General features: G+C 61.6%; 18 protein-coding genes. 13 read left to right on the top strand and 5 right to left on the bottom strand.

Going from position 1 to position 19108, the window contains the following annotated elements:
* The first annotated feature begins 1 nt into the window (after position 1).
* Entirely contained in the window at positions 2 to 1000 is a 999-nt protein-coding gene (gene era, locus GFD25_RS04700) for a GTPase Era (protein WP_163230451.1), read from the top strand.
* 325 nt (positions 1001 to 1325) lie between these two features.
* On the opposite strand, the gene GFD25_RS04695 is transcribed toward era, so the two are convergent.
* Positions 1326 to 3359, bottom strand: a complete 2034-nt coding sequence (locus GFD25_RS04695; RefSeq protein ID WP_163230449.1) for an AMP-binding protein — start codon at positions 3357 to 3359, stop codon at positions 1326 to 1328.
* 251 nt (positions 3360 to 3610) lie between these two features.
* On the opposite strand from GFD25_RS04695, the gene GFD25_RS04690 reads away from it, so the two are divergent.
* From GFD25_RS04690 to GFD25_RS04680, 3 genes are read left to right on the top strand one after another with little or no spacing between them, the layout of a single operon-like run.
* Positions 3611 to 4759, top strand: a complete 1149-nt coding sequence (locus GFD25_RS04690) for an NAD(P) transhydrogenase subunit alpha (protein ID WP_163230447.1) — start codon at positions 3611 to 3613, stop codon at positions 4757 to 4759.
* 16 nt (positions 4760 to 4775) lie between these two features.
* Positions 4776 to 5093 carry an NAD(P) transhydrogenase subunit alpha part 2 gene (locus GFD25_RS04685; RefSeq protein ID WP_163230445.1) on the top strand — a complete coding sequence of 106 codons (318 nt, stop codon included), beginning with the start codon at positions 4776 to 4778 and terminating at the stop codon, positions 5091 to 5093.
* On the top strand, positions 5094 to 6545 hold the full coding sequence (locus tag GFD25_RS04680) for an NAD(P)(+) transhydrogenase (Re/Si-specific) subunit beta (RefSeq protein WP_163230443.1): 1452 nt from the start codon (positions 5094 to 5096) through the stop codon (positions 6543 to 6545).
* A gap of 103 nt (positions 6546 to 6648) precedes the next feature.
* On the opposite strand, the gene GFD25_RS04675 is transcribed toward GFD25_RS04680, so the two are convergent.
* Positions 6649 to 7647 (bottom strand): alpha/beta hydrolase, encoded by a 999-nt coding sequence (locus GFD25_RS04675; RefSeq protein ID WP_163230441.1) that lies wholly within the window; start codon positions 7645 to 7647, stop codon positions 6649 to 6651.
* A gap of 410 nt (positions 7648 to 8057) precedes the next feature.
* Between GFD25_RS04675 and GFD25_RS04670 the strand changes: the two genes are divergently transcribed.
* From GFD25_RS04670 to GFD25_RS04640, 7 genes are all read left to right on the top strand, one after another.
* Positions 8058 to 8684, top strand: a complete 627-nt coding sequence (locus tag GFD25_RS04670) for a 50S ribosomal protein L25/general stress protein Ctc (RefSeq protein WP_163230439.1) — start codon at positions 8058 to 8060, stop codon at positions 8682 to 8684.
* Positions 8685 to 8957: 273 nt separating this feature from the next.
* On the top strand, positions 8958 to 10085 hold the full coding sequence (locus GFD25_RS04665; protein WP_163230437.1) for a branched-chain amino acid aminotransferase: 1128 nt from the start codon (positions 8958 to 8960) through the stop codon (positions 10083 to 10085).
* Positions 10086 to 10231: 146 nt separating this feature from the next.
* On the top strand, positions 10232 to 12094 hold the full coding sequence (locus GFD25_RS04660) for an ATP-binding cassette domain-containing protein (protein WP_338024625.1): 1863 nt from the start codon (positions 10232 to 10234) through the stop codon (positions 12092 to 12094).
* Between the two features lie 593 nt (positions 12095 to 12687).
* Positions 12688 to 13503, top strand: coding sequence for a metallophosphoesterase family protein (locus GFD25_RS04655; RefSeq protein WP_338024624.1), 816 nt, complete (start codon positions 12688 to 12690; stop codon positions 13501 to 13503).
* On the top strand, positions 13491 to 14939 hold the full coding sequence (locus GFD25_RS04650) for an RNA ligase (protein ID WP_163230435.1): 1449 nt from the start codon (positions 13491 to 13493) through the stop codon (positions 14937 to 14939). The genes GFD25_RS04655 and GFD25_RS04650 overlap by 13 nt, the downstream gene beginning before the upstream one ends.
* 128 nt (positions 14940 to 15067) lie before the next feature.
* Positions 15068 to 16342, top strand: coding sequence for a hypothetical protein (locus tag GFD25_RS04645; RefSeq protein WP_163230433.1), 1275 nt, complete (start codon positions 15068 to 15070; stop codon positions 16340 to 16342).
* A 39-nt stretch (positions 16343 to 16381) separates the two neighbouring features.
* Entirely contained in the window at positions 16382 to 16600 is a 219-nt protein-coding gene (locus tag GFD25_RS04640) for a helix-turn-helix domain-containing protein (RefSeq protein ID WP_163230431.1), read from the top strand.
* 141 nt (positions 16601 to 16741) lie between these two features.
* Here the strand turns inward: GFD25_RS04640 and GFD25_RS04635 are convergent, their stop codons facing one another.
* From GFD25_RS04635 to GFD25_RS04625, 3 genes are all read right to left on the bottom strand, one after another.
* Positions 16742 to 17050, bottom strand: a complete 309-nt coding sequence (locus GFD25_RS04635; RefSeq protein ID WP_163230429.1) for a pyrophosphohydrolase domain-containing protein — start codon at positions 17048 to 17050, stop codon at positions 16742 to 16744.
* 18 nt (positions 17051 to 17068) lie between these two features.
* Positions 17069 to 17422, bottom strand: a complete 354-nt coding sequence (locus GFD25_RS04630; protein WP_163230427.1) for a hypothetical protein — start codon at positions 17420 to 17422, stop codon at positions 17069 to 17071.
* A 97-nt stretch (positions 17423 to 17519) separates the two neighbouring features.
* Positions 17520 to 18113 carry a hypothetical protein gene (locus tag GFD25_RS04625; RefSeq protein WP_163230425.1) on the bottom strand — a complete coding sequence of 198 codons (594 nt, stop codon included), beginning with the start codon at positions 18111 to 18113 and terminating at the stop codon, positions 17520 to 17522.
* Between the two features lie 127 nt (positions 18114 to 18240).
* Here GFD25_RS04625 and GFD25_RS04620 point away from each other — a divergent pair, with 127 nt between their 5' ends.
* Positions 18241 to 18417, top strand: a complete 177-nt coding sequence (locus GFD25_RS04620; RefSeq protein WP_163230423.1) for a hypothetical protein — start codon at positions 18241 to 18243, stop codon at positions 18415 to 18417.
* Between the two features lie 16 nt (positions 18418 to 18433).
* Positions 18434 to 18880: a helix-turn-helix domain-containing protein gene (locus GFD25_RS04615; RefSeq protein ID WP_163230421.1), complete on the top strand. Its 447-nt coding sequence runs from the start codon at positions 18434 to 18436 to the stop codon at positions 18878 to 18880.
* Positions 18881 to 19108: the final 228 nt, after the last annotated feature.

Genomic DNA, 19108 nt, shown 5'->3' with positions numbered 1-19108 from the left:
CATGAGCGACGAACAGCAACGCATCGATGACGCGGACGAGGCGGCGGATCTCGCACCGAAGCCATATCGGTCCGGATTCGTGGCCGTGGTGGGCCGTCCGAACGTCGGCAAGTCCACGCTCATCAACGCCCTGATCGGCAAGCAGATCGCCATCGCGTCATCCCGGCCGGAAACCACGCGCAAGGCGATCCGAGGCATCCTCACCACCGACAACGCGCAGCTCGTGCTCGTCGATACCCCCGGTATCCATCGTCCGCGCACGTTGCTCGGCCAGCGTCTCAACGACATCGTCGAGGAATCGCTGTCCGACGTGGATGTCGTCGCGTTCCTGCTGCCCGCCGATCAGGAGATCGGACCGGGCGACCGCCGCATTCTGAGCAGGCTTCGTACCGATTTCGCGACCAAGCGCGACGACGGCACGTTCAAATGGAAGGTGCCGCTCATCGCGATTGTCACCAAAATCGACGAGCTGAATCGCGAACAACTCATCAACAAGCTCATCGAGGTCAACGAGTTCGCCGATTTCTCCGACATCGTGCCGGTGAGCGCGCTCGAGCACGACAATCTGAACGAAGTGAAGAACGTGCTCATCGACCACACGCCCGAAGGCCCGCAGATGTACCCGGAAGACCAGATCAGCGAGGAGCGTCCGGCGGAGACGATCGCCGAACTCGTGCGTGGCGCGTTCCTGGAGGAACTGGACGACGAACTGCCGCATTCGCTGGCCGTGGTCGTCGACTCGATCGAATACCCGCAGGACAACGAGTCCGGGGCATCCTATGACGGCAAGATCCAGGTGATGGTGTCCGTGTACGTGGAACGCGACTCGCAGAAGCCCATCATCATCGGCAAGGGAGCGGAGCATCTCGTGCGCGTCAAGAAGAAGCTGCGCACGCCCGTCAACCGCATCGTCGGCGGCAAGGCCAAGCTCGACCTGCACGTCAAGGTCGCCAAGGGCTGGCAGTCCGATCCTAAGCAGTTGGAGAAATTAGGATTCTAATTTCTCCAACTGCTTAGGATCGCTTCGCGGCGCGCTACTGCGGCCGCTCACTTCGCCTACGGACAGTCCACTGGACTGTCCGCTTAACGGCTCGCCTTCGGCCCTGCAATTTAGGACGCGCTACGCGCGCGTATATATTGCTCGCTTTGCTCGCCTTCGCCTACGGACAGTCCACTGGACTGTCCGCTTAACGGCTCAGCCAAGCAGTTGGAGAAACCGGGATTCTAGTTTTTTCGACTGCTTAGGATCGCTTCGCGGCGCGCTATTTCGGCGTATATGAGAAAAGCTCCCGATCGGGAGCTTTTCTCATATACGGAACCGAACGCTACTTGCGCTTGGTGTACATCTGCGTGTTGAGCAGGGTGGAATAGCGCTTGATGACCTTCGGGCGAATCACCTTGAGGGAAGCGGTCAGCAGGCCGTTCTCCTGGGTGAAGTCTTCGGGCAGGATGATGAACTTGCGCACGGACTCGGCGCGGGAGACACCCTCGTTGGCCTGATCGACCCACTTCTGCACTTCGGCGCGCACGGCCGCGTTGGCCGCCGCATCCTCCAGCGACATGTCACGGTCGAGGCCCTTCGCCTCAAGCCACGGACGCAACGTCTCCTCATCCAGCGTGATGAGCGCCGAGATGAACGGACGCTTGTCGCCGAGCACCAGCGCATGCGAGACGAACTCGCACCGCTGGATCACCTCTTCGATCGGGCCGGGGGCCACGTTCTTGCCGCCTGCGGTGATGATGAGGTCCTTCTTGCGGCCGGTGATGTACAGGAAGCCGTCATCATCCAACCGTCCCAGATCGCCGGTCGCATGCCAGCCGTCCGTCGTGAACGCGTTCTCGGTCGCCTCGTCGTTCTTGTGATAGCGGTGGAACACGACCGGACCGCCGACCTGAATCTCGCCGTCCTCGGCGATGCGAATCTTGAAGCTCGGGAACGGCACGCCGACCGAGCCCTCGTGGAACGGCACGCCGAGCGGGTTGAACGCGCACGGCGCGGTCGTTTCCGTCAGGCCGTAACCCTCGTAGACCGGGATGTTCGCGCCGCGGAAGAAGTTCATCAGCTCCGGGTCGAGCGGGGCGCCGCCCGAAACGATCCACTTGGCGCGTCCGCCCAGCGCCTCGCGCAGCGACTGGTAGACGATCGGGTCGAACGAGGCGCGGCGCATGGCGGTCAACGTCTTGGCCTTGCCGAACTCGCTGACCTCCTTCATGTACTGCTGAGCCGCGGTGACCGCGGCCGCGAACACGACGCCTTTCGCGCCGTGGCCGGCCTTCTGAGAGGCCGCGTTGTACACCTTCTCCAGCACGCGCGGCACCACGATCATCACGGTCGGGCGAGCCACCTGCAGGTCGGCGAGCAGCGTCTTGATGCCGGTCGCGATGTAGATGCGCATGTTGCTGGCCACGCAGATGTAGTTGATCGCACGTGCGAACGTGTGCGCCTGCGGCAGGAACAGTAGGATGGAACCGGACTTGTCATGCTGGAGCAGGTCGGGCATGTAATCGCGCAGGTTGAACGCGTCCGTGCAGTAGTTCTCGTGCGTCATCTCGACGCCCTTCGGCGCGGACGTCGAACCGGACGTGTAGATGATTGAGCACAGGTCGGTCTTCTTGAGCGAGTTGATGCGTTCGTCGAGCTGTTCGTCGCTCACCGAACTGCCGTATGCGGCGATCTCGTCCAGACCGCCCGTCTCGATGCAGATGATGTGCTCGAGCGACGGGCATTCCTCGATCGCGCCGTCCGCCTTCTCGCGCATGGCGGTATCCTGCACGATCAGCAGGCGCGCGTCGGAGTTGTTCACGATGTTGCGGATCTGTTCGGCCGAATCGGTGTCATAGATCGACGCGAGCACGCCGCCGCAGGCCATGATGGCGGCGTCGGCCAGATCCCATTCGTACGACGTGCGACACATGAACGCGACCGCATCGCCCTTCTTCAGCCCGTAATGGATCAGTCCCTTGGCGACTTTGCGCACCTCGACGAGGAACTCGTTGGCGGTCTTGGTCACCCATTCGCCGTTCGACTTGAACGTGTAGAGCGGATCGTCACCCATGCGCCGGGCGCGGTCCTCGTACACGCTGTAGATGGTCGTATGCTCGTCCAGCGGCGGGTTGCCGGCGGTTTCCGCGGTCAGCAGGCCGGTCGCCGGGTCGATGAACGTGGTGGTCGGGTATCCCGGTCCCCATTCGTCGGTGTGCGGCAGGGACCGGTTCTCGTCGACGATGTCGTCGGGGGAGACGTAGTCGGGCGCGTCGGACGAATCGTCGCTGATCGGGTGAACGAAATCACCCCCCAGCCGCAGTGCCTTCTGCACAAGACCGGCCGCTTGCTTGTTCAATGAGGTGATGACGGACACGAAAATTCTCCTTGGGTTGCGTGAACCACCGCTGATGGTCTTCTCAATCCTTGAATACTAATCGTTGTTTGCCGTCTCGTCACCTTACGGTAGCGTAGGAAACCTTGTCATATGTCGGCCGTTCCCGACGATGCGGTGGTCGTCGGGGGATTCGTCTGATGGGACGAGCCGCGCCGAGATTCGGCTGTTCGGCTAGACTGTGGCGATGCAAGCAATGACTGCTTGGTCATGGATGGAAAGAAAGGGCTCTCATGGCTGAAACCCAGGAAGCCGCCGTGGTTTTCGGTGTTCTCAACGAATCATCGGCGCACGAGTCCCGCGTCGCGTTGACGCCGGACATCGTCACACGGTTGCGCAAGGCGGGCGTGTCCTGCCTGATCGAACGCGGCGCGGGACTTGCCGCACAATACACGGATGACGATTACGTCAAGGCGGGAGCGCAGGTGCTGTCCGCGGACGAGGTGATTGCCGGGGCGGACGTGCTCGGATTCGTCGACAGGCCGTCCTCCTCGCTGGTGGGCCGGCTCAAAGCAGGTACGTGGGTGATCGGTATGCTCGGCTCGTTCACTGATGCCGATTACGTGGCATCGCTTGACAAGGCCGGACTCGTCGGCGTGGCCATGGAGAGACTGCCGCGTCAGCTCAGCTCCGCGCAGTCGATGGACGAGATGACCTCGCAGAACTCCGTCATGGGTTACAAGGCCGCGCTCGTCGCCGCCAACGCCTACGGATCGTTCTTCCCGATGATGACGACCGCCGCCGGCACGATCCGACCGGCCAAGGTGCTCATCCTCGGCGCCGGCATCGCCGGTCTGCAGGCCATCGGCACGGCGCGTCGTCTCGGCGCGGTCGTCACCGCGTACGATGTGCGCCCGGCCTCGCGTGGCGAGGTCGAATCCCTCGGCGCGAAGTTCCTCGATCTCGGACTCGACTTCTCCGCGGGGCAGGGCGAGGGCGGCTACGCCCGTGCGCTGACGGCCGAGGAACAGGCCGCACAGCAGGCCGCGGTCGACGAGAAGGCCGCCGGCTTCGACGTCATCATCACCACGGCAAAGGTGCCCGGCCGCAAACCGCCGGTGCTGCTCACCAAGGCCGGCGTGGACGGTCTCAAGCGAGGCGCGGTGATCGTCGACTGCGCGGCCAGCGAGCTCGGCGGCAACGTCGAAGGCTCCGCGGTCGGCACGAGCGTCACCGACGGCGGCGTGACCATCATCGGCGCGCCCTATCTGGCCAGCGAGGTGTCCAACACGGCCGCCAACCTGCTCGCCCGCAACGTCGCCGACGTGCTCGCCCACTTCGTGCGCGACGGGAAGCTGTCCATCGATCTTGGCGAGGAACTCGACGACGCGCTCGTCGTCGCCGGACGCCCGGCCAAATCCGTCGCGTCCGCAGAGGCATAAGGGAAAGGGGAACGACATGGATATCGTAGTCGCGATCACGCTGTTCGTCCTGGCGCTGCTCATCGGCGTCGAAGTCATCGGCAAGGTGCCCGCCACCCTGCACACGCCGCTCATGTCCGGCGCGAACTCCATCCACGGCATCGTCATCGTCGGCGTGGTCATCGTCGCCGCTCACGCCACCAGCCCGCTCGCATGGGTGTTCATCTTCCTGGCCGCCGTGCTGGGCACGATGAACGTCGTCGGCGGCTATGTGGTCACCGACCGCATGCTCGAGATGTTCAAGTCCGACAAGACGAAGAAGAAGGATTCCGAGAAGAACGGGGAGGCCAAGTAAATGGGTACTCTGGCACAGACGCTGGGCACGCCGCTCGGCGTCGTCGAATGGTTCGTCTATCTGCTGGCCGCCGTCATGTTCGTGATCGGCCTGCACCTCATGAACTCGCCCAAGACCGCGCGCCGCGGCAACCTGATCTCCGCCGCCGGCATGGTCATGGCCTGCGCCATGGCGTTCATCGTGCTGTTCGTCGGCGAGATCGGCAACGGGTTCCGTCACGGCGTCGCCGTCGCGCTGCTCATCGCCGGCATCGCGATCGGCGCGGTGGCCGGAGTGTGGAGCGCCAAGAAGGTCAAGATGACCGACATGCCGCAGCTCGTCTCCGTGTTCAACACGGTCGGCGGCGGCGCCGCGGCCCTCGTCGCGCTCAACGACATCCTCAACTCCGAGGACGCCGCCGGTCCGGGCCTGGTCGTGCTCATCACGGCGGGCCTCGGCATCATGATCGGCTCTGTCACGTTCACCGGCTCTCTCGTCGCCGCCGGCAAGCTGCAGGGCGTCAGGTTCCTGCGCAAGCTCACCTTGCCGGCCAAGGGTGTGTGGAACGTCGCGTTCATCGTGCTGACGATCGCCGCGTTCGTCATGCTGTGCGTGCAGCCGGCCAACGCCGTGCTGTGGTGCGTGCTGACCACGCTGTTCGCCCTGTGCTACGGCCTGGTGTTCGTCATCCCGATCGGCGGCGCCGACATGCCGGTCGTCATTTCCGTGCTCAACGCGTGCACGGGCACCGCCGTCGCCATGAGCGGCCTGGCGATCAACAACATCGCGCTGATCGTCGCCGGCGCCCTCGTCGGCGCGGCCGGCGTGACCCTGTCCATCGACATGTCCAAGGCCATGAATCGCCCGCTCATGAGCGTGCTGGCCGGCGGCTTCGGCGGCGGCTCCGCCTCCGGCGCGGACGCGGAAGGCCCCGAAGGCACGATGAAGGAGACCACCGCGGACGACGTGGCCGTCCAGCTCGTCTACGCCGACAAGGTCATCTTCGTGCCCGGCTTCGGCCTGGCGCAGGCGCAGGCGCAACGTGAGCTCGCCGATCTCGGCGAACTGCTCAAGGGCCATGGCGTCGAGGTCTCCTATGCGATCCACCCGGTCGCCGGCCGAATGCCCGGCCACATGAACGTGCTGCTCGCCGAGGCCAACGTGCCGTACGAGGAACTCGTCGACCTCGACGACATCAACCCGCAGTTCCCGACCGCCAACGTCGCGCTCGTCGTCGGCGCCAACGACGTGACCAACCCGGCGGCGCGTCGCCAGGGCACCCCCGTGTCCGGCATGCCGATCCTCGACGTCGACAAGGCGCAGAACGTCGTCGTCATGAAGCGCGGCCGCGGCAAGGGATACGCCGGCATCGAGAACGAGCTGTACTTCAAGGACAACACGCAGATGCTCTTCGGCGACGCGAAGGCCGGTCTGCAGGCCGTCATCGCCGCGGTGAAGGAGCTCATCGCGTAACGTGAGCCGGTGTGACGGTGGTTCCCCTCCGAGAAGGGGAGCCACCGTTTTTGTATTACGTCACACCACGTATCGCGGTATTGCGAGCTTTGTAATTAGTCGTTTACAGCGCGAACACGTCACGGACGAAGCCGGTGACTTTGCGCCAGTATGTGTTCGGGGAAGTGCTGGCGCTCATCGCATGTCCGGCTCCGGCAATAAGCAGCCGATCCCTATGCAGGCTCGCGCATGCCTGGTAGTTGCGGTCAAGGAACGACGGATCGACGAAGGTGTCGGCCGAGCCGTGAATGAACAGCATCGGGATCGTGGCATGTCTAAGCGACGACACGCTCGACGCCTCCTTGAACCCGTATCCCGCCGCCCGACGGCATGCGGCGCTCATCGCCTCGACCACCGGCACGGCAAGCCATTTGTTCGGCAGCCGGTACATCCCCTTCGCGTTGAACAGGAACTGATCCCACACGGACGAATACCCGCAGTCCTCGATCGCCGCGACCACGTTGCGCGGCAGATCGGGCTCGCCGACCGTCATCATCACGCACGCCGCGCCCATCGACAGGCCGTCCAGCAGAATCCGCGCGTCGGGATCGCTCTCGACGATCAACCGTATCCATGCCATCAGATCGCGTCGTTCCAGCCAGCCCATGCCGGTATACCGCCCCTCGCTCAGTTCGTGGCCTCGCATCGCCGGTGTGAGCGCCGTGAACCCGAGACGTGCGAACCGGTGCGCATACTTCGCCATCTCGGACGGGGTCCCCGTGTAGCCGTGCATGCAGATCGCATATAGGTGCGGTTTCGGCGCCGCGCAGTCGGGATCGAGCAGCCATCCATGCAGCCGCAACCCGTCCTCGCTGAACGTGACGACCGGTTGTTTCGACTCGTCGAACCATCTCGCCGCTTCGGCCTCCTCGTCGGCGTCCCGGTGCACGCCCTCCAAATCCGCGCCCTTGACCTTGCCGGACCTGACGAGTTTCATCATCGACCACGGAAACCGCGTGTCGATCGTGAACCGAAACATGAACTCGCCCGCCCCGCACAACAGGCCGGCCGTTGCCGCGGCGACCCCGGTGCCGATCAGAACATTGCGCGTGACCCGCCTCATCGCATCCTCGATTCCGTATACGGGGCCGAACGACCCTGTCTCGCTCCCGGCGTGGCGGTTTTCGCTCGCCGACATGGGTGTCGGCGAGCGAAAACCCCCACGGCTCAACTGCCGTATTCCATTGTAGATCCGCATGTCCGGCATCCGTGTATACTGGTGAGCTGTTGCTTTGGCAGGCCGAGCCGTTAAGCAAACAGTCCAGTGGACTGTTTGCAGGCGAGGGGAGCGCGGCATCCGCGCGACCAGACCGAGCCGAAGCGTGTTGCTTTGGCGAGGGAAGATGCAGTCTCGTAAGAGTCCGTGCCTTCCGTAATCGACTCGGCGTATGGATCACCTCCTTGGTGCGTTCTGCGGCGCGTCGTGGCGTCAAACAGACAGAACGACAAGTAACACAACCAAGGAGACCAATCATGGCTACCACCATCAAGCTCGAGGGCGAAGTCCGCGACGAGTTCGGCAAGGGCGCTGCCCGCCGTATGCGCGTCGCCAAGCAGATCCCGGCGACCATCTACGCCGGCGGCGAGGCCCCGGTGTTCGTCAAGCTCCCGATGAAGGAGACCACCCTGTCCCTGCGTCACACCAACGCGCTGTTCTCCATCGCGTTCGGTGACCAGACCAAGATGGCCGTCGTCAAGGACGTGCAGCGCAACCCCGTCAAGCGCATCGTCGAGCACATCGACTTCTACGAGGTCAAGGCCGGCGAGAAGATCGACGTCGAGGTGCCGGTGTTCGTCGAGGGCACCCCGAAGGGCGTCGCCGTCGCGTTCGTCGACGTGCAGGAGCTCAAGGTCCGCGCCGATGTCGCGAACCTGCCGGAGAAGATCGTCGTGAACGTGGACGGCCTGACCGACGGCACCAAGATCCTGCTCAAGGACGTCGTCCTGCCGGAAGGCGCCGAGCTCGACATGGATGACCTCGAGGAGTCCGTCGTCACCGTCGAGGTGCCGGAGGATGCCACCGAGTCCACCGCCGCTCCGGAAGCCGCCGCCGATGCCGCTCCGGCTGACGCTGCCGCCCCGGCCGCCGACGCCAAGTGATCGTCGCCGGATAGCCGGCTTGTGATCGAATAGGGGAGAAGTCCGTACGAGACGATCTTGTACGGACTTTTCCATATCCGCTCCCGGTGTCCCCGGCATATTCTCGCATAATTCATAATGTGAAATCCCGCACGTCCGCATCACCGGGTGTGTGAGAAAGTATCAACCAGAACCGGTGCCAGAAGCGCCGGCTGCACCTACCAGCACATGCCGGTCATGGCGTACGCAGCATAACGACGGCCACGACGGGCATTTGTCAAAAAGAAGTTAGCAATGACTGAACAATCACATCACGATCCCGCGGCACTCGACAAGCTCACCGAGCCCTTCACCGTCCTGCCGAACGACAATCCGGCCTCCGACGAGAAGCGCCAGTCCCTTATCGACAAGCCGGCCTTCGGACAGGTGTTCTCCGACAACATGGCCCACATGACCTGGACCAAGGGCGAAGGCTGGGGCGATCGCCGTATCGAGCCGTACGCGCCGCTGAAGATGGACCCGGGCGCATCCGTGCTGCACTATGCGCAGGAATGCTTCGAGGGCCTCAAGGCCTACCGCCACGCCGACGGTTCCACTTGGCTGTTCCGTCCGGACGCGAACGCCGAGCGTTTCCAGAACTCCGCCAAGCGCCTGTACCTGCCGGAACTGCCGATCGACGACTTCCTCGGTTCCGTGGCCGCGCTCGTCAAGCGCGACGCCAACTGGGTGCCGTCCCGTCGTGAGTACACGCTGTACATGCGTCCGTTCATGTTCGCGTCCGAGCCGTTCCTCGGCGTGCGCGCGCCGCAGGAGGTCGACTACTGCGTGATTGCCTCCCCATCCGGCCCGTACTTCCCGGGCGGCGTCAAGCCGGTGAGCATCTGGGTCGAGGACAAGTGGTTCCGCACCGGCCCCGGCGGCACCGGTTTCGCCAAGTGCGGCGGCAACTACGCCGCCTCCCTGCTCGGCGAGTACACGGGCATCGCCAACGGCTGCCAGCAGGTGTGCTTCGTGGACGCCGCCACCAAGACCTACCTTGAGGAGCTCGGCGGCATGAACATGATGGTCGTGCACAAGGACGGCCACGTCGAGACCCCGTCGCTGACCGGCAACATCCTGCCGGGCGTGACCCGCCGCTCGCTGATCCAGCTGCTGCAGGACAAGGGCCACGACGTCGTCGAGACGATGATCGCGCTCGACCAGCTGCTCGAGGACATCAAGTCCGGCGAGGTCACCGAGGTGTTCGCGTGCGGCACCGCCGCCATCATCACCCCGATCGGCCGCTTCAAGTCCGAGAAGTTCGACGTGACCGTCGCTGACGGCGGTTCCGGCGAACTGACGCTGGCGCTGCGCAACGAACTGCTCGGCATCCAGCTCGGTGAGATCGACGATCCGCACAACTGGATGTGGAAGGTTTGCTGAGATTGATTCTCAGTATTAATTAGATGAAGACCCTCACGGACGCTCATCGCCCGTGAGGGTCTTGTCGTATATGCGCGGCGCACGTTCCTGCGGCATGGTCGATCGTTACTTTTTTTTTTAACATAGACTTCCTATGCTGGCCGATCGTGTGTGAGAACAACGGTGAGAAGAGGAATGACGGCAACCGGTTGCGGCCGTTTCGTGACGCGGTGGTGACGTCGTGGCGCACGAGCGCGTACGCGTTGCGCAAGCGGCCGGTGCGTACGGTGGTGATGTGGCTGTCGATGCTGGTGATGATGGCGATGCCGTCGTTGCAGGTGTGGATGATCGGTTGGGCATGCGGTCCGGATGGGCTCGGCATGGGATCGGCTCTTGGCACGGGCCGGTTCGCGCTGATCCTGGTGGTGCTGACGGTGGGCGCGGTGCTGATGTCGGTATCGTCGTCGCTGGCGCAGGACATGCGTGATCTGCTTCAGGAACCGTTGATGGCCGAGTACCAGTCCGATCTGACCGATGCGCTGGCCAACCTGACGCCGGCGCAGACATTGGATGACGAGGTGACCGCGCAGGTGCGCGCGGCGCGTGACGCGATCCCATACAACGTGGCCTCGCAGGCGGCGGACGCCACGTCGGTGGTGGGCGCGCTGGCATCGATGGTCATGCTGGCCGGGTCCCTGTGGCACATGCATCCGTTGGCGGCGGTCATGATCGCGGTGGCGATGATCCCGGAACTGTTGGCTCAGTTCGGCGTGGAAAAGCTGGCGAACGAGCTGTGGCCGAAGCGCGGCAAGGAGTCACGCCGCGCAAACTATTTCGAACGGCTGCTGGATTATCCTCCGTCGAGCACGGAGATCGCGGCCACGGCCGGTTCGTTCGGCATCCCGGCACAGGCGCGTGTCCGGTATTTCACCATGGCAGGCATGTGGGAGCGCGTCTCATGGCGCAGGGTGCAGCTGACCGGGGTGAGTTCGTTGGCGTTCGCACTGCTGACCGGAGGTGCGTTCTGGCTGATCCTGACGTCCGGTCATGCGGCGGCCACCAGCATACCGGCGGCCCTGGTCGGCATCATGACGGGACTGTCGGTGACGCGCACCACGGGTGAGGCGTTCGGCAACCTCATGGCGTCCACGCCGATGATCCTTGCCTTTGACCGGCTCATGGACATGCTGCACGCGAATCATGCGATCCCTGAGACGGCCGGTCCGGTCGGCGTGCACGTGGAACATCTGACGTACGCGTATCCGGTCGCGGTCAAAAGCGACGGCGAGGACGATGACGCGGATGATGCGCATAAGTCGGTCACGGCCGTTCGCGGTCCGGCATTGGACGACGTATCGCTGGATATCGCGCCGGGGTCGATCGTCGCTCTCGTCGGGGAGAACGGGTCGGGCAAAACCACGCTCGTCAAACTCATCGCAGGCATCCTCGACGCGCCGGACGGCGCGGTCGGCCTGACGTCGGGGAAGTCCGGTGACGGGCATTGCCTGGATTCATGGGCGGAACGATTGGGTGCGTCGAGCATGGTGTTCCAGGACTTCACGCACATCGAGGTGACCGTGCGCGAATTCATCGATCCCGCATCCCGTCACACCGACGAGGAACTGCGTGACGGATTGCGCCGCGCCCGCGCGCTCGACATCGTGAACGCGCTTCCGGACGGACTCGACACGCAGCTCGGTCAGGAATGGGGCGGCGTGGGATTGTCCGGCGGACAATGGCAGCGCCTCGCGCTGGCCTGCACGTTCCTGTCCGGCAAGCCGTTGTGGATTCTGGACGAGCCGACCGCCGCGGTGGATGCGACCGCCGAGGCCGCGATCTGCTATGACCTGATCGCCAACCGCCCCGCAGACACCACCGTGATCGTCATCAGCCACAGGCCGCGAGTCCTGACCGACATGGACCGGATCATCGTCCTCGATCACGGCCGCATCGGCGAAACCGGCACCTATCGGCAGCTGGTCGATCGCAACGGCGCCTTCGCCCGACTCACGCGCGACAGCCTCGAATAGGGTGATCGGCAGCCACTGGCCTGGCTATGCCCGTTACGTCACAGGTCCAAGGTGTCGGCGTCAACGGCGACGCGGACACGGGCGACGGTACATGGAGCCGTCGCGCAAGATTTGACAAAGGCGGAAAACACGTTCTATGGTGATCCCGTTATGGATTGCCGTGATATGTTCGAGCGCGTACGGATCGTCAGCCGTACCAAGCGTTGGCAGAATGTGCTGCCGACGTCGCTTGAACATGCCCTCAAACGGCTTGCGTCCGTGAAGACGATGCCGGCGCCGTTCCGACGGTATTTATGCCGGATCGCCGGAACCATATCCAAGCCGGTAAACGCATAATTCGAAATCGGGCCATGTCCTGACCGCATTACCGTCATCGTGACGGCCGGCAGAGGATACCCCGCATCAATCATCCCTTCCTCCTGAAGTCCTATGCGCCGTGATGGCGGTTTGCCATTGTATATGGGCGCTCCACGCAGGACGGCCGCATACGGCAGCCTGATGCGCGTCGGTTCAGGAAAAACGGCAGGGGAGCAACGGACGATCTTCCGTATCGGAGACAAAACAGACAAAGCAACAATGGAAAAGAGACGACGATGAAGTACTTCACCACAGACACGCATTTCGGCCATCCGCTCGTCAGCGTACTGCGCGGATTCACCACGTTCGATCCCGGTCGTGTGCAATACGGGCGCATCCTTGCCGAACAGGGCCGCAAGGCCGCCGAAGACTGGGCCAAGGGCATCGTGCTGGATGACTCCCGACTCAATTTCCGCAAGGCCGCCGACACCGACGCGCACGACGCGGCGATCGTCGCCAACATCAACGAGATCGTCGGTCCGGACGACGAACTGTGGATCCTCGGCGACATCGGATACCGCACATCCGTAAACCATCTCAAGGACTGCCTGCGCCAGCTTGTGTGCCGTCACCTGCACGCGGTCATCGGCAACCACGACGACTGGTGGCTGGACGACAAGCCGGCCCGCAACCTGTTCGAAAGCATCGAGGCGAACGATACGGTCGAACTGAGCGGATTCGGCGGAGAGGACTCGTCTGCCGCAACCGAAATCGTCAACCTGTCGCACTTTCCATATCGCGAGGATCTCGCGTACGGCTGGCCCGACGACGCCGTGCGATTCCACGATCAGGCGTTGCCGTTCGACGGTCGCAAGCTGCTGTACGGACACACGCATCAGCTGTCGCCGGCCGGTGCGCGTCCGCAAGCCCTCAACGTCGGCCTCGACGCATGGAACCTGACGCCGGTATCGCGCACGCAGATCATCGGCTGGTTCCGCGGCCTTCGGAACAGCGAGGGCGATGGTGATGGTGAGCGAAATGAAGGAGACAACGGTATTCAAGAAACGAACAGTATCCGAGAAACGAAGGACGGTGAAACATGGCAAAGCTGATCATCCTGCGCGGACTGCCGGCCTCCGGCAAATCGACGTGGGCGCGGCAATGGGCGGATGACCCGGTCAACACATGGCCGCACTGCGTGATCTCGCTCGACTCGATCCGGCTGATGGTCGCCGGTTCCGTGGCGAACCGCGACCGCATGCGATTCGGGTACGGACGCGGATTCGAAAGCATGGTGGTGGCGATGGGTCGGCATATGATCGCCGATGCACTCGACGCCGGTTGGGACGTGGTGGCCGACGCCCAGCATGCGAATCCTCGGTATGCGAACGAATTGGCGAGACTGGCGACCGAACGCGGCGCGTTGTGGGAGACGAAGGACTTCGATGTGCCGTTGGATGAGCTGTTGCGGCGCAACGCGGAACGACCGGATGAGGACCGTGTGCCGGAGGAGTATATCCGGGCATCGTGGAAGCGGTTTCATGCCGTGCTGTTCCGTCCGCTGGAACCGGGCGACCCGAACGGCAACCTGCTTGATCGCATGCGGGCCGATCCCGATGTCCGTGTCGTGCCGGTGCGTGGCGAGCACGGTATATACGCATGCAACTTCACGCCGGAGGCGTTTCGCGAAGGACGGTGGAACGTGCGTATGATCAATGCGCGCGGCCTGTTTGTGGACTCGGACGGACGCGTGGTGCAGCGCGGCTTCGAGAAGTTCTTCGCCGTGGACGAGACGACGGCGACCTCGCTCGACAAGGTGACCGGCTACGGCGACATGCATCCGGGAGCCTTTCCGGTTCGTGTGGAACGCAAGGAGAACGGTTTCCTGGGATTGGTCGGCGCCGCCGAGGAACCGGGACGATTCCGTTTCTGGTCGAAGTCCGGGCAGACCGATTATTCGGTGCTGATCGAACGGCTGTTTCCAGCCGACGAATCCGTGCGCGACCGGCTGTGGAGGCGGTTGCGTGAATGGAATGACACGGCGGCGTTCGAGGTGGTCGACGTGGAATCGGACCGGCATATCGTCGGCTACGACCGGTCCGGTCTGCGACTGCTGCATCTGATCCGCAATCAGGAGTCGTTCGCCATCGACTACGGGCATGAAGCGGAATTCGCCGGGATCGGTGATTTTACAAGGCCTGACGTGGTCGCGGTCTGCGATTCGTCGGCGGGCGTGGCGCAAGCCATTGACGACGCCCGGCGAACCGACCGCGAAGGCGCCGTGCTGTATTTTGCGGACGGCTGGATGGTGAAGGTCAAGTCCGACCGTTACAAGCTGGTCAAGTCGTTGCGGCCGCTTCTGCAGCGCGCCATCCTGCGTGGCAGGCCGATCAACAAGAACAACGCAACGGCCGATCTGGCCCGTCGCGTCCTCGACTACGCCACGGCCAACGGCATTGACTTGACTTACCGCCGTCAGGCCTTCGACGAGCGTGACGTCGATATGACCAAGGTTGGCGGAATATTGGACCTGATCAGCTCCGACTGACCAGGTCCGGGCCGCGTTCCTTTTCCTCGCCCAGCCGTGCCCGTCATATGAATTCATATGACGGGCACGGCAGCATATGTGAAATTCATAGGTTGTGCGTCAGCGTGACGACCCGTACAGTTCGAATCATGATGAATGATGATGTGACATTTCAGCATGACGACGTTTGTGATAAGCCAAAAGGCGTGGATGATATCCATACTCAGATACGTCGTCTTATATTGAAACAATTGGAGCCGGAGAGTGGACGTTCCCAGATGAAAAGACATATCGGCAAAGCCGGTGAGACGCACGGCGGAACGCGGCGCTGCACATGTTTCGACGAGTTGAATGATCTGTTTGCCGGTTCGTTTCCGGAAGGAGAGGGCGTCGCCAGAATCGCGCAGGTGGCGCGTGACCTGAAAGCCGAGGATGCGATGCCGGTTCCCGATGCGGAACAGAATGCGCAGTATGCGGATACGATCGATTGGCTTCGCGACGGAGAGGCGTTCGGCGATGAAAGCTCTGTTGCCGTGACGGCCTTGTCTCAGGTAATCAGGGTGCAGGCCGAGGCCCTGTTGAGAGGGAGCCTTGACTATTGGGCGTATATGCTGGTCAAATTCGCCAAAAGTCGGGGATTCCTATTGGATGAGCGACTTGCCTGCGTGTGGCTGTGCAATAGCATGATGGGCGTGGTGAAGGATATGTTGGAGGAGCAGGCCGGCGTTGCGTTCGGGGTCGGTCATACGCTGACGAACATCGCAAGGGCCGGCGGCACGTCTCAGTCGAACGTGCGTACCAAGTGGCCGAATATCCGTGAATACGCCGATGCGTATCGGGCGATGAAAGAAGATGGCGGCGAACATGATGTCGTGATCGGTGATCGTCGTGTGACGTTTGGTCCGTCGGATGACAAGGAGTATATGGAACGAGCCGAACGGATCGTGAACGAGCATATGAAGGTGCGGATGTTTCCGGATGATGACAGGCGATCGGAAGATGGTTCCTATGTCGATACGCCACCGGTCCAGCATATGAGCGTCGGATTGAAGGCGCTGTCCGATTCGACGGATCCTGAGTCGCCGCTGCGTGTGGATCAATCCGTCATCGATGACCTGATGAAGCCGGGCGATTGCCTGTGGACTCGGTCCGTAGACGGCTGCGGTGAGGGTGCGGTCCGGCGCGCCATAAACCGTACGGTGAAGGGGCTGGTCATGGACACGAATCTGGGCGAGGTGCATGGAGCGTTCATGGCTATCTCAGTTCCGTCTGAAATGCTGGACATGGAACAGATGAATGAGGCTCTGAACGTGGTGAGAGACACATGGCCCAAGATGACACTGGTCTGGCAGGTAGGCATGAACGAGGACGAATCCGACAAGGCCGTGCACGTCGTAATGCTCGCCGCAGGCAACAAGGCTTGAGAGACGCCCTTCAGTCCTTTGGCGGAACATAACCGTGACATGTACCAGGCGGTATGCCGCCGCATGATCGAAATGCGTGAGCAGGCCGGACTGGATCTTGATGAGATGGAGCGGCGTACCGGCGTCTCGTCTTCCGAATTGTGGAAGGCGGAGAATGGGTACAGCCGCAATCGCCTGTTCGACTATCTCGCGGATTACTGCACCGCTCTCGGCAAGACCTTCACCGTCACCATTGATGATGCGGAAGGGCGACGGTGAATGGGAATGGCGGCCCGGTACCGTTACAGCTAGGTGCAGTCTCTAAGGGCACTGGTTCAGTGTTGTGTTGGCTGCGCGTACGGCAATAAGTACAGCCAACACAACAAGCACACGCACCTTACGCCTAATGCCATATAGTAGTCAGTTATCGCTGCATGGTGCCATGCGGCCGCGGGCATCGTTTCTGGCTCGGCAATCCTCGATGGCCTGATGTATCTCCTCATCAGTGAACCCCATCGCGGCCATGAGATTGACTGTCGCCTGAATCACGTCGGCACATTCGTCAATCAGGTCATGTCGTTGCTTGGCTGTCTGCCCGTGCTTGTTCCAGTCCTTGAATGCTTCTACCGCTTCGGCGGCTTCTTCAAGCACTTTCAGTGCCTGTGTCTTATCTTGATGCAGCAGTTCTATGCGGAATGGTTCCACGTCTCCGATATGAATATGCTTCATCCGCTAGCTCCCATCTCTTCAATACCGTGATATGTTGCTGGGTCTCAGCTCGCGTAACGATGGTACTCTTGATTGACTATGAATCCAGTTGGCTGCTTTTGGATCGATGGAACGGGCTATCCAGTCGAGATTGGCGTACTGCTCATCCAGATAGTGGTTCTCGTCGGCAAAAGCATCAAGTACGATATGTTCCTGATGCGATAGACGGTTACGCAGGTCGCGCATCATCTTGACGTGGCTCTCGAATATGGCCCGCTTGCGCGGTTGATAGTTTGGCATGCCGCCATTCGCCGGATCTCGTAACGATTTCCACACGTATAAATCAATCGTGTCACAGTCGGTGGCTTGGGCCGAGCGCACATAGGTGTCCATGCGTTCGGCCGAGAATCATCGTTGCATGTCGATCAGCGTAACTGGTTGACTTTTTGAGACTCATGACAGTTATACTGCCGACGAATGCCCCGGAACGTCACTCATGCGAAATATCATGAAACCCCGGGGATTTTTCTTTTCGGTATTGTTCGATCCTGTCGATGAGGGACTGCGCGTAGACGGGATCTGGATATCCGTTTTTGTCTAGTGGGATGTCTTCGGCTGGTGTGCGTGCGGCACGCGCTTCATGCTCCGCACGTCTCTGCTTTGCCTGCTCGTTAAGTTCGTCCATTGTCTTATTGAACGGACTGAGCCGGCGCTGCTTGTCGATGTACATGAGTCGGTCGCTGCGTTCTTCCATGCAGTCGTCGCAGATCAGTGCGGCCACTTGCGTGCCGTCGTCGCAAGGATCGAAGAACGCGGTGCCGTAATGACCGTATGACGTCATTTCGATGGCGCCGAGGGGGAGCAGGTCACTGTCGTCGTGGCCTTCCTCCGGCAGCTGATCGATTGTGCAGATGCGATGGTCGATGCAGACTTCCGCCGTTATTGCTTTGCCGCAGATCAGGCAGCGGAACTTGAATGGTTCTGTGTTGTCGTTGTGCATGGTCGTTCTCCGGTTGAAGATGTTCAGGTCGTCAATGGCCCGCTCAAGCCGTCGGCTTGGGAGAACCGCATCAGATTGCAACATACGCGATTTGGACACGGCGATAGCTGACGATATTCTTGATCGTCAGGCAGCGATGCCAATGAAAAATGGCGAGATAACGCCAATCACGATGGGGAGTCCAATTATGGGAGGTTAACCAATGAGATACATGGCACAATACAAGGGAGAAAAGTTTCCGGTGGAAGAGTTCCGTGCATGGCTTGTCGCTGATCCGGTACGGGCGGAGACGATATTGAGCGGGTTGCGGCTCATGGACGAAGCGGAAGCAGCACGGCGAATGCAGGACAGCCGTACCCGGCTATTATGCGCGCGCCCGTCATATTGATGTACTTGTGGCGGCGATGGAGCAGGGCATTATTCCGAATGATTGGGTCGTTTGCCGCACGCCTGAAGAATCGGATGCGTTCATGCGGGACATCCTTGACAATTCGGATGATGAACCGGGTCATCAAGAAAGCGTGTCGGATGTGCTGAGCGAAATGCTGGGATGGGAGCCCGCATACACGCCGGCCGATAAAGCGAAAGCGCTAAGAGATGCAGAATTCCTGAAACTCAAGAATCTTGGAACATACTGGACTATCTGCAAGCAAATGAAAAAGATGCGAGAAGATGCCGGCATGAGCTACGACGAAATGGCACGTCGTACCGGGCTGAGTGCGGTCGCGCTGTGGAACGCTGAGCACGATCTCCATCGCACGGGACTGCTTGATCTGCTGCCTGACTACTGTGCTGCTCTTGGTAAGACTTTCACCATCACCATTTATGATGCAGAGCGCGATGCGGACTGAAACCGGGGTCCGATGCCGAGCCGTATGACTGTACACAGTATGAAAACTGCTATTAAGTGTGCCTCTTGTTGTGCTTAGCTACACTTATCGTGATAAGTGTAGCTAAGCACTTACAGTCCGCGCAATATTCGATGACTGAGTAGCCCCTTGCTAGGGTGTGTTTACTCTAAGGGTCGTTTGAGGTGGATGGCGATGAGCGCGAGGTGAACATCGGAGAGGTAGGTCTCC

The organism is Bifidobacterium aerophilum (assembly GCF_010667685.1).
Lineage (GTDB): Bacteria > Actinomycetota > Actinomycetes > Actinomycetales > Bifidobacteriaceae > Bifidobacterium > Bifidobacterium aerophilum.
Note: the sequence above shows the minus strand (reverse complement) of the source record. Positions and strands in the feature narration are given on the sequence as shown.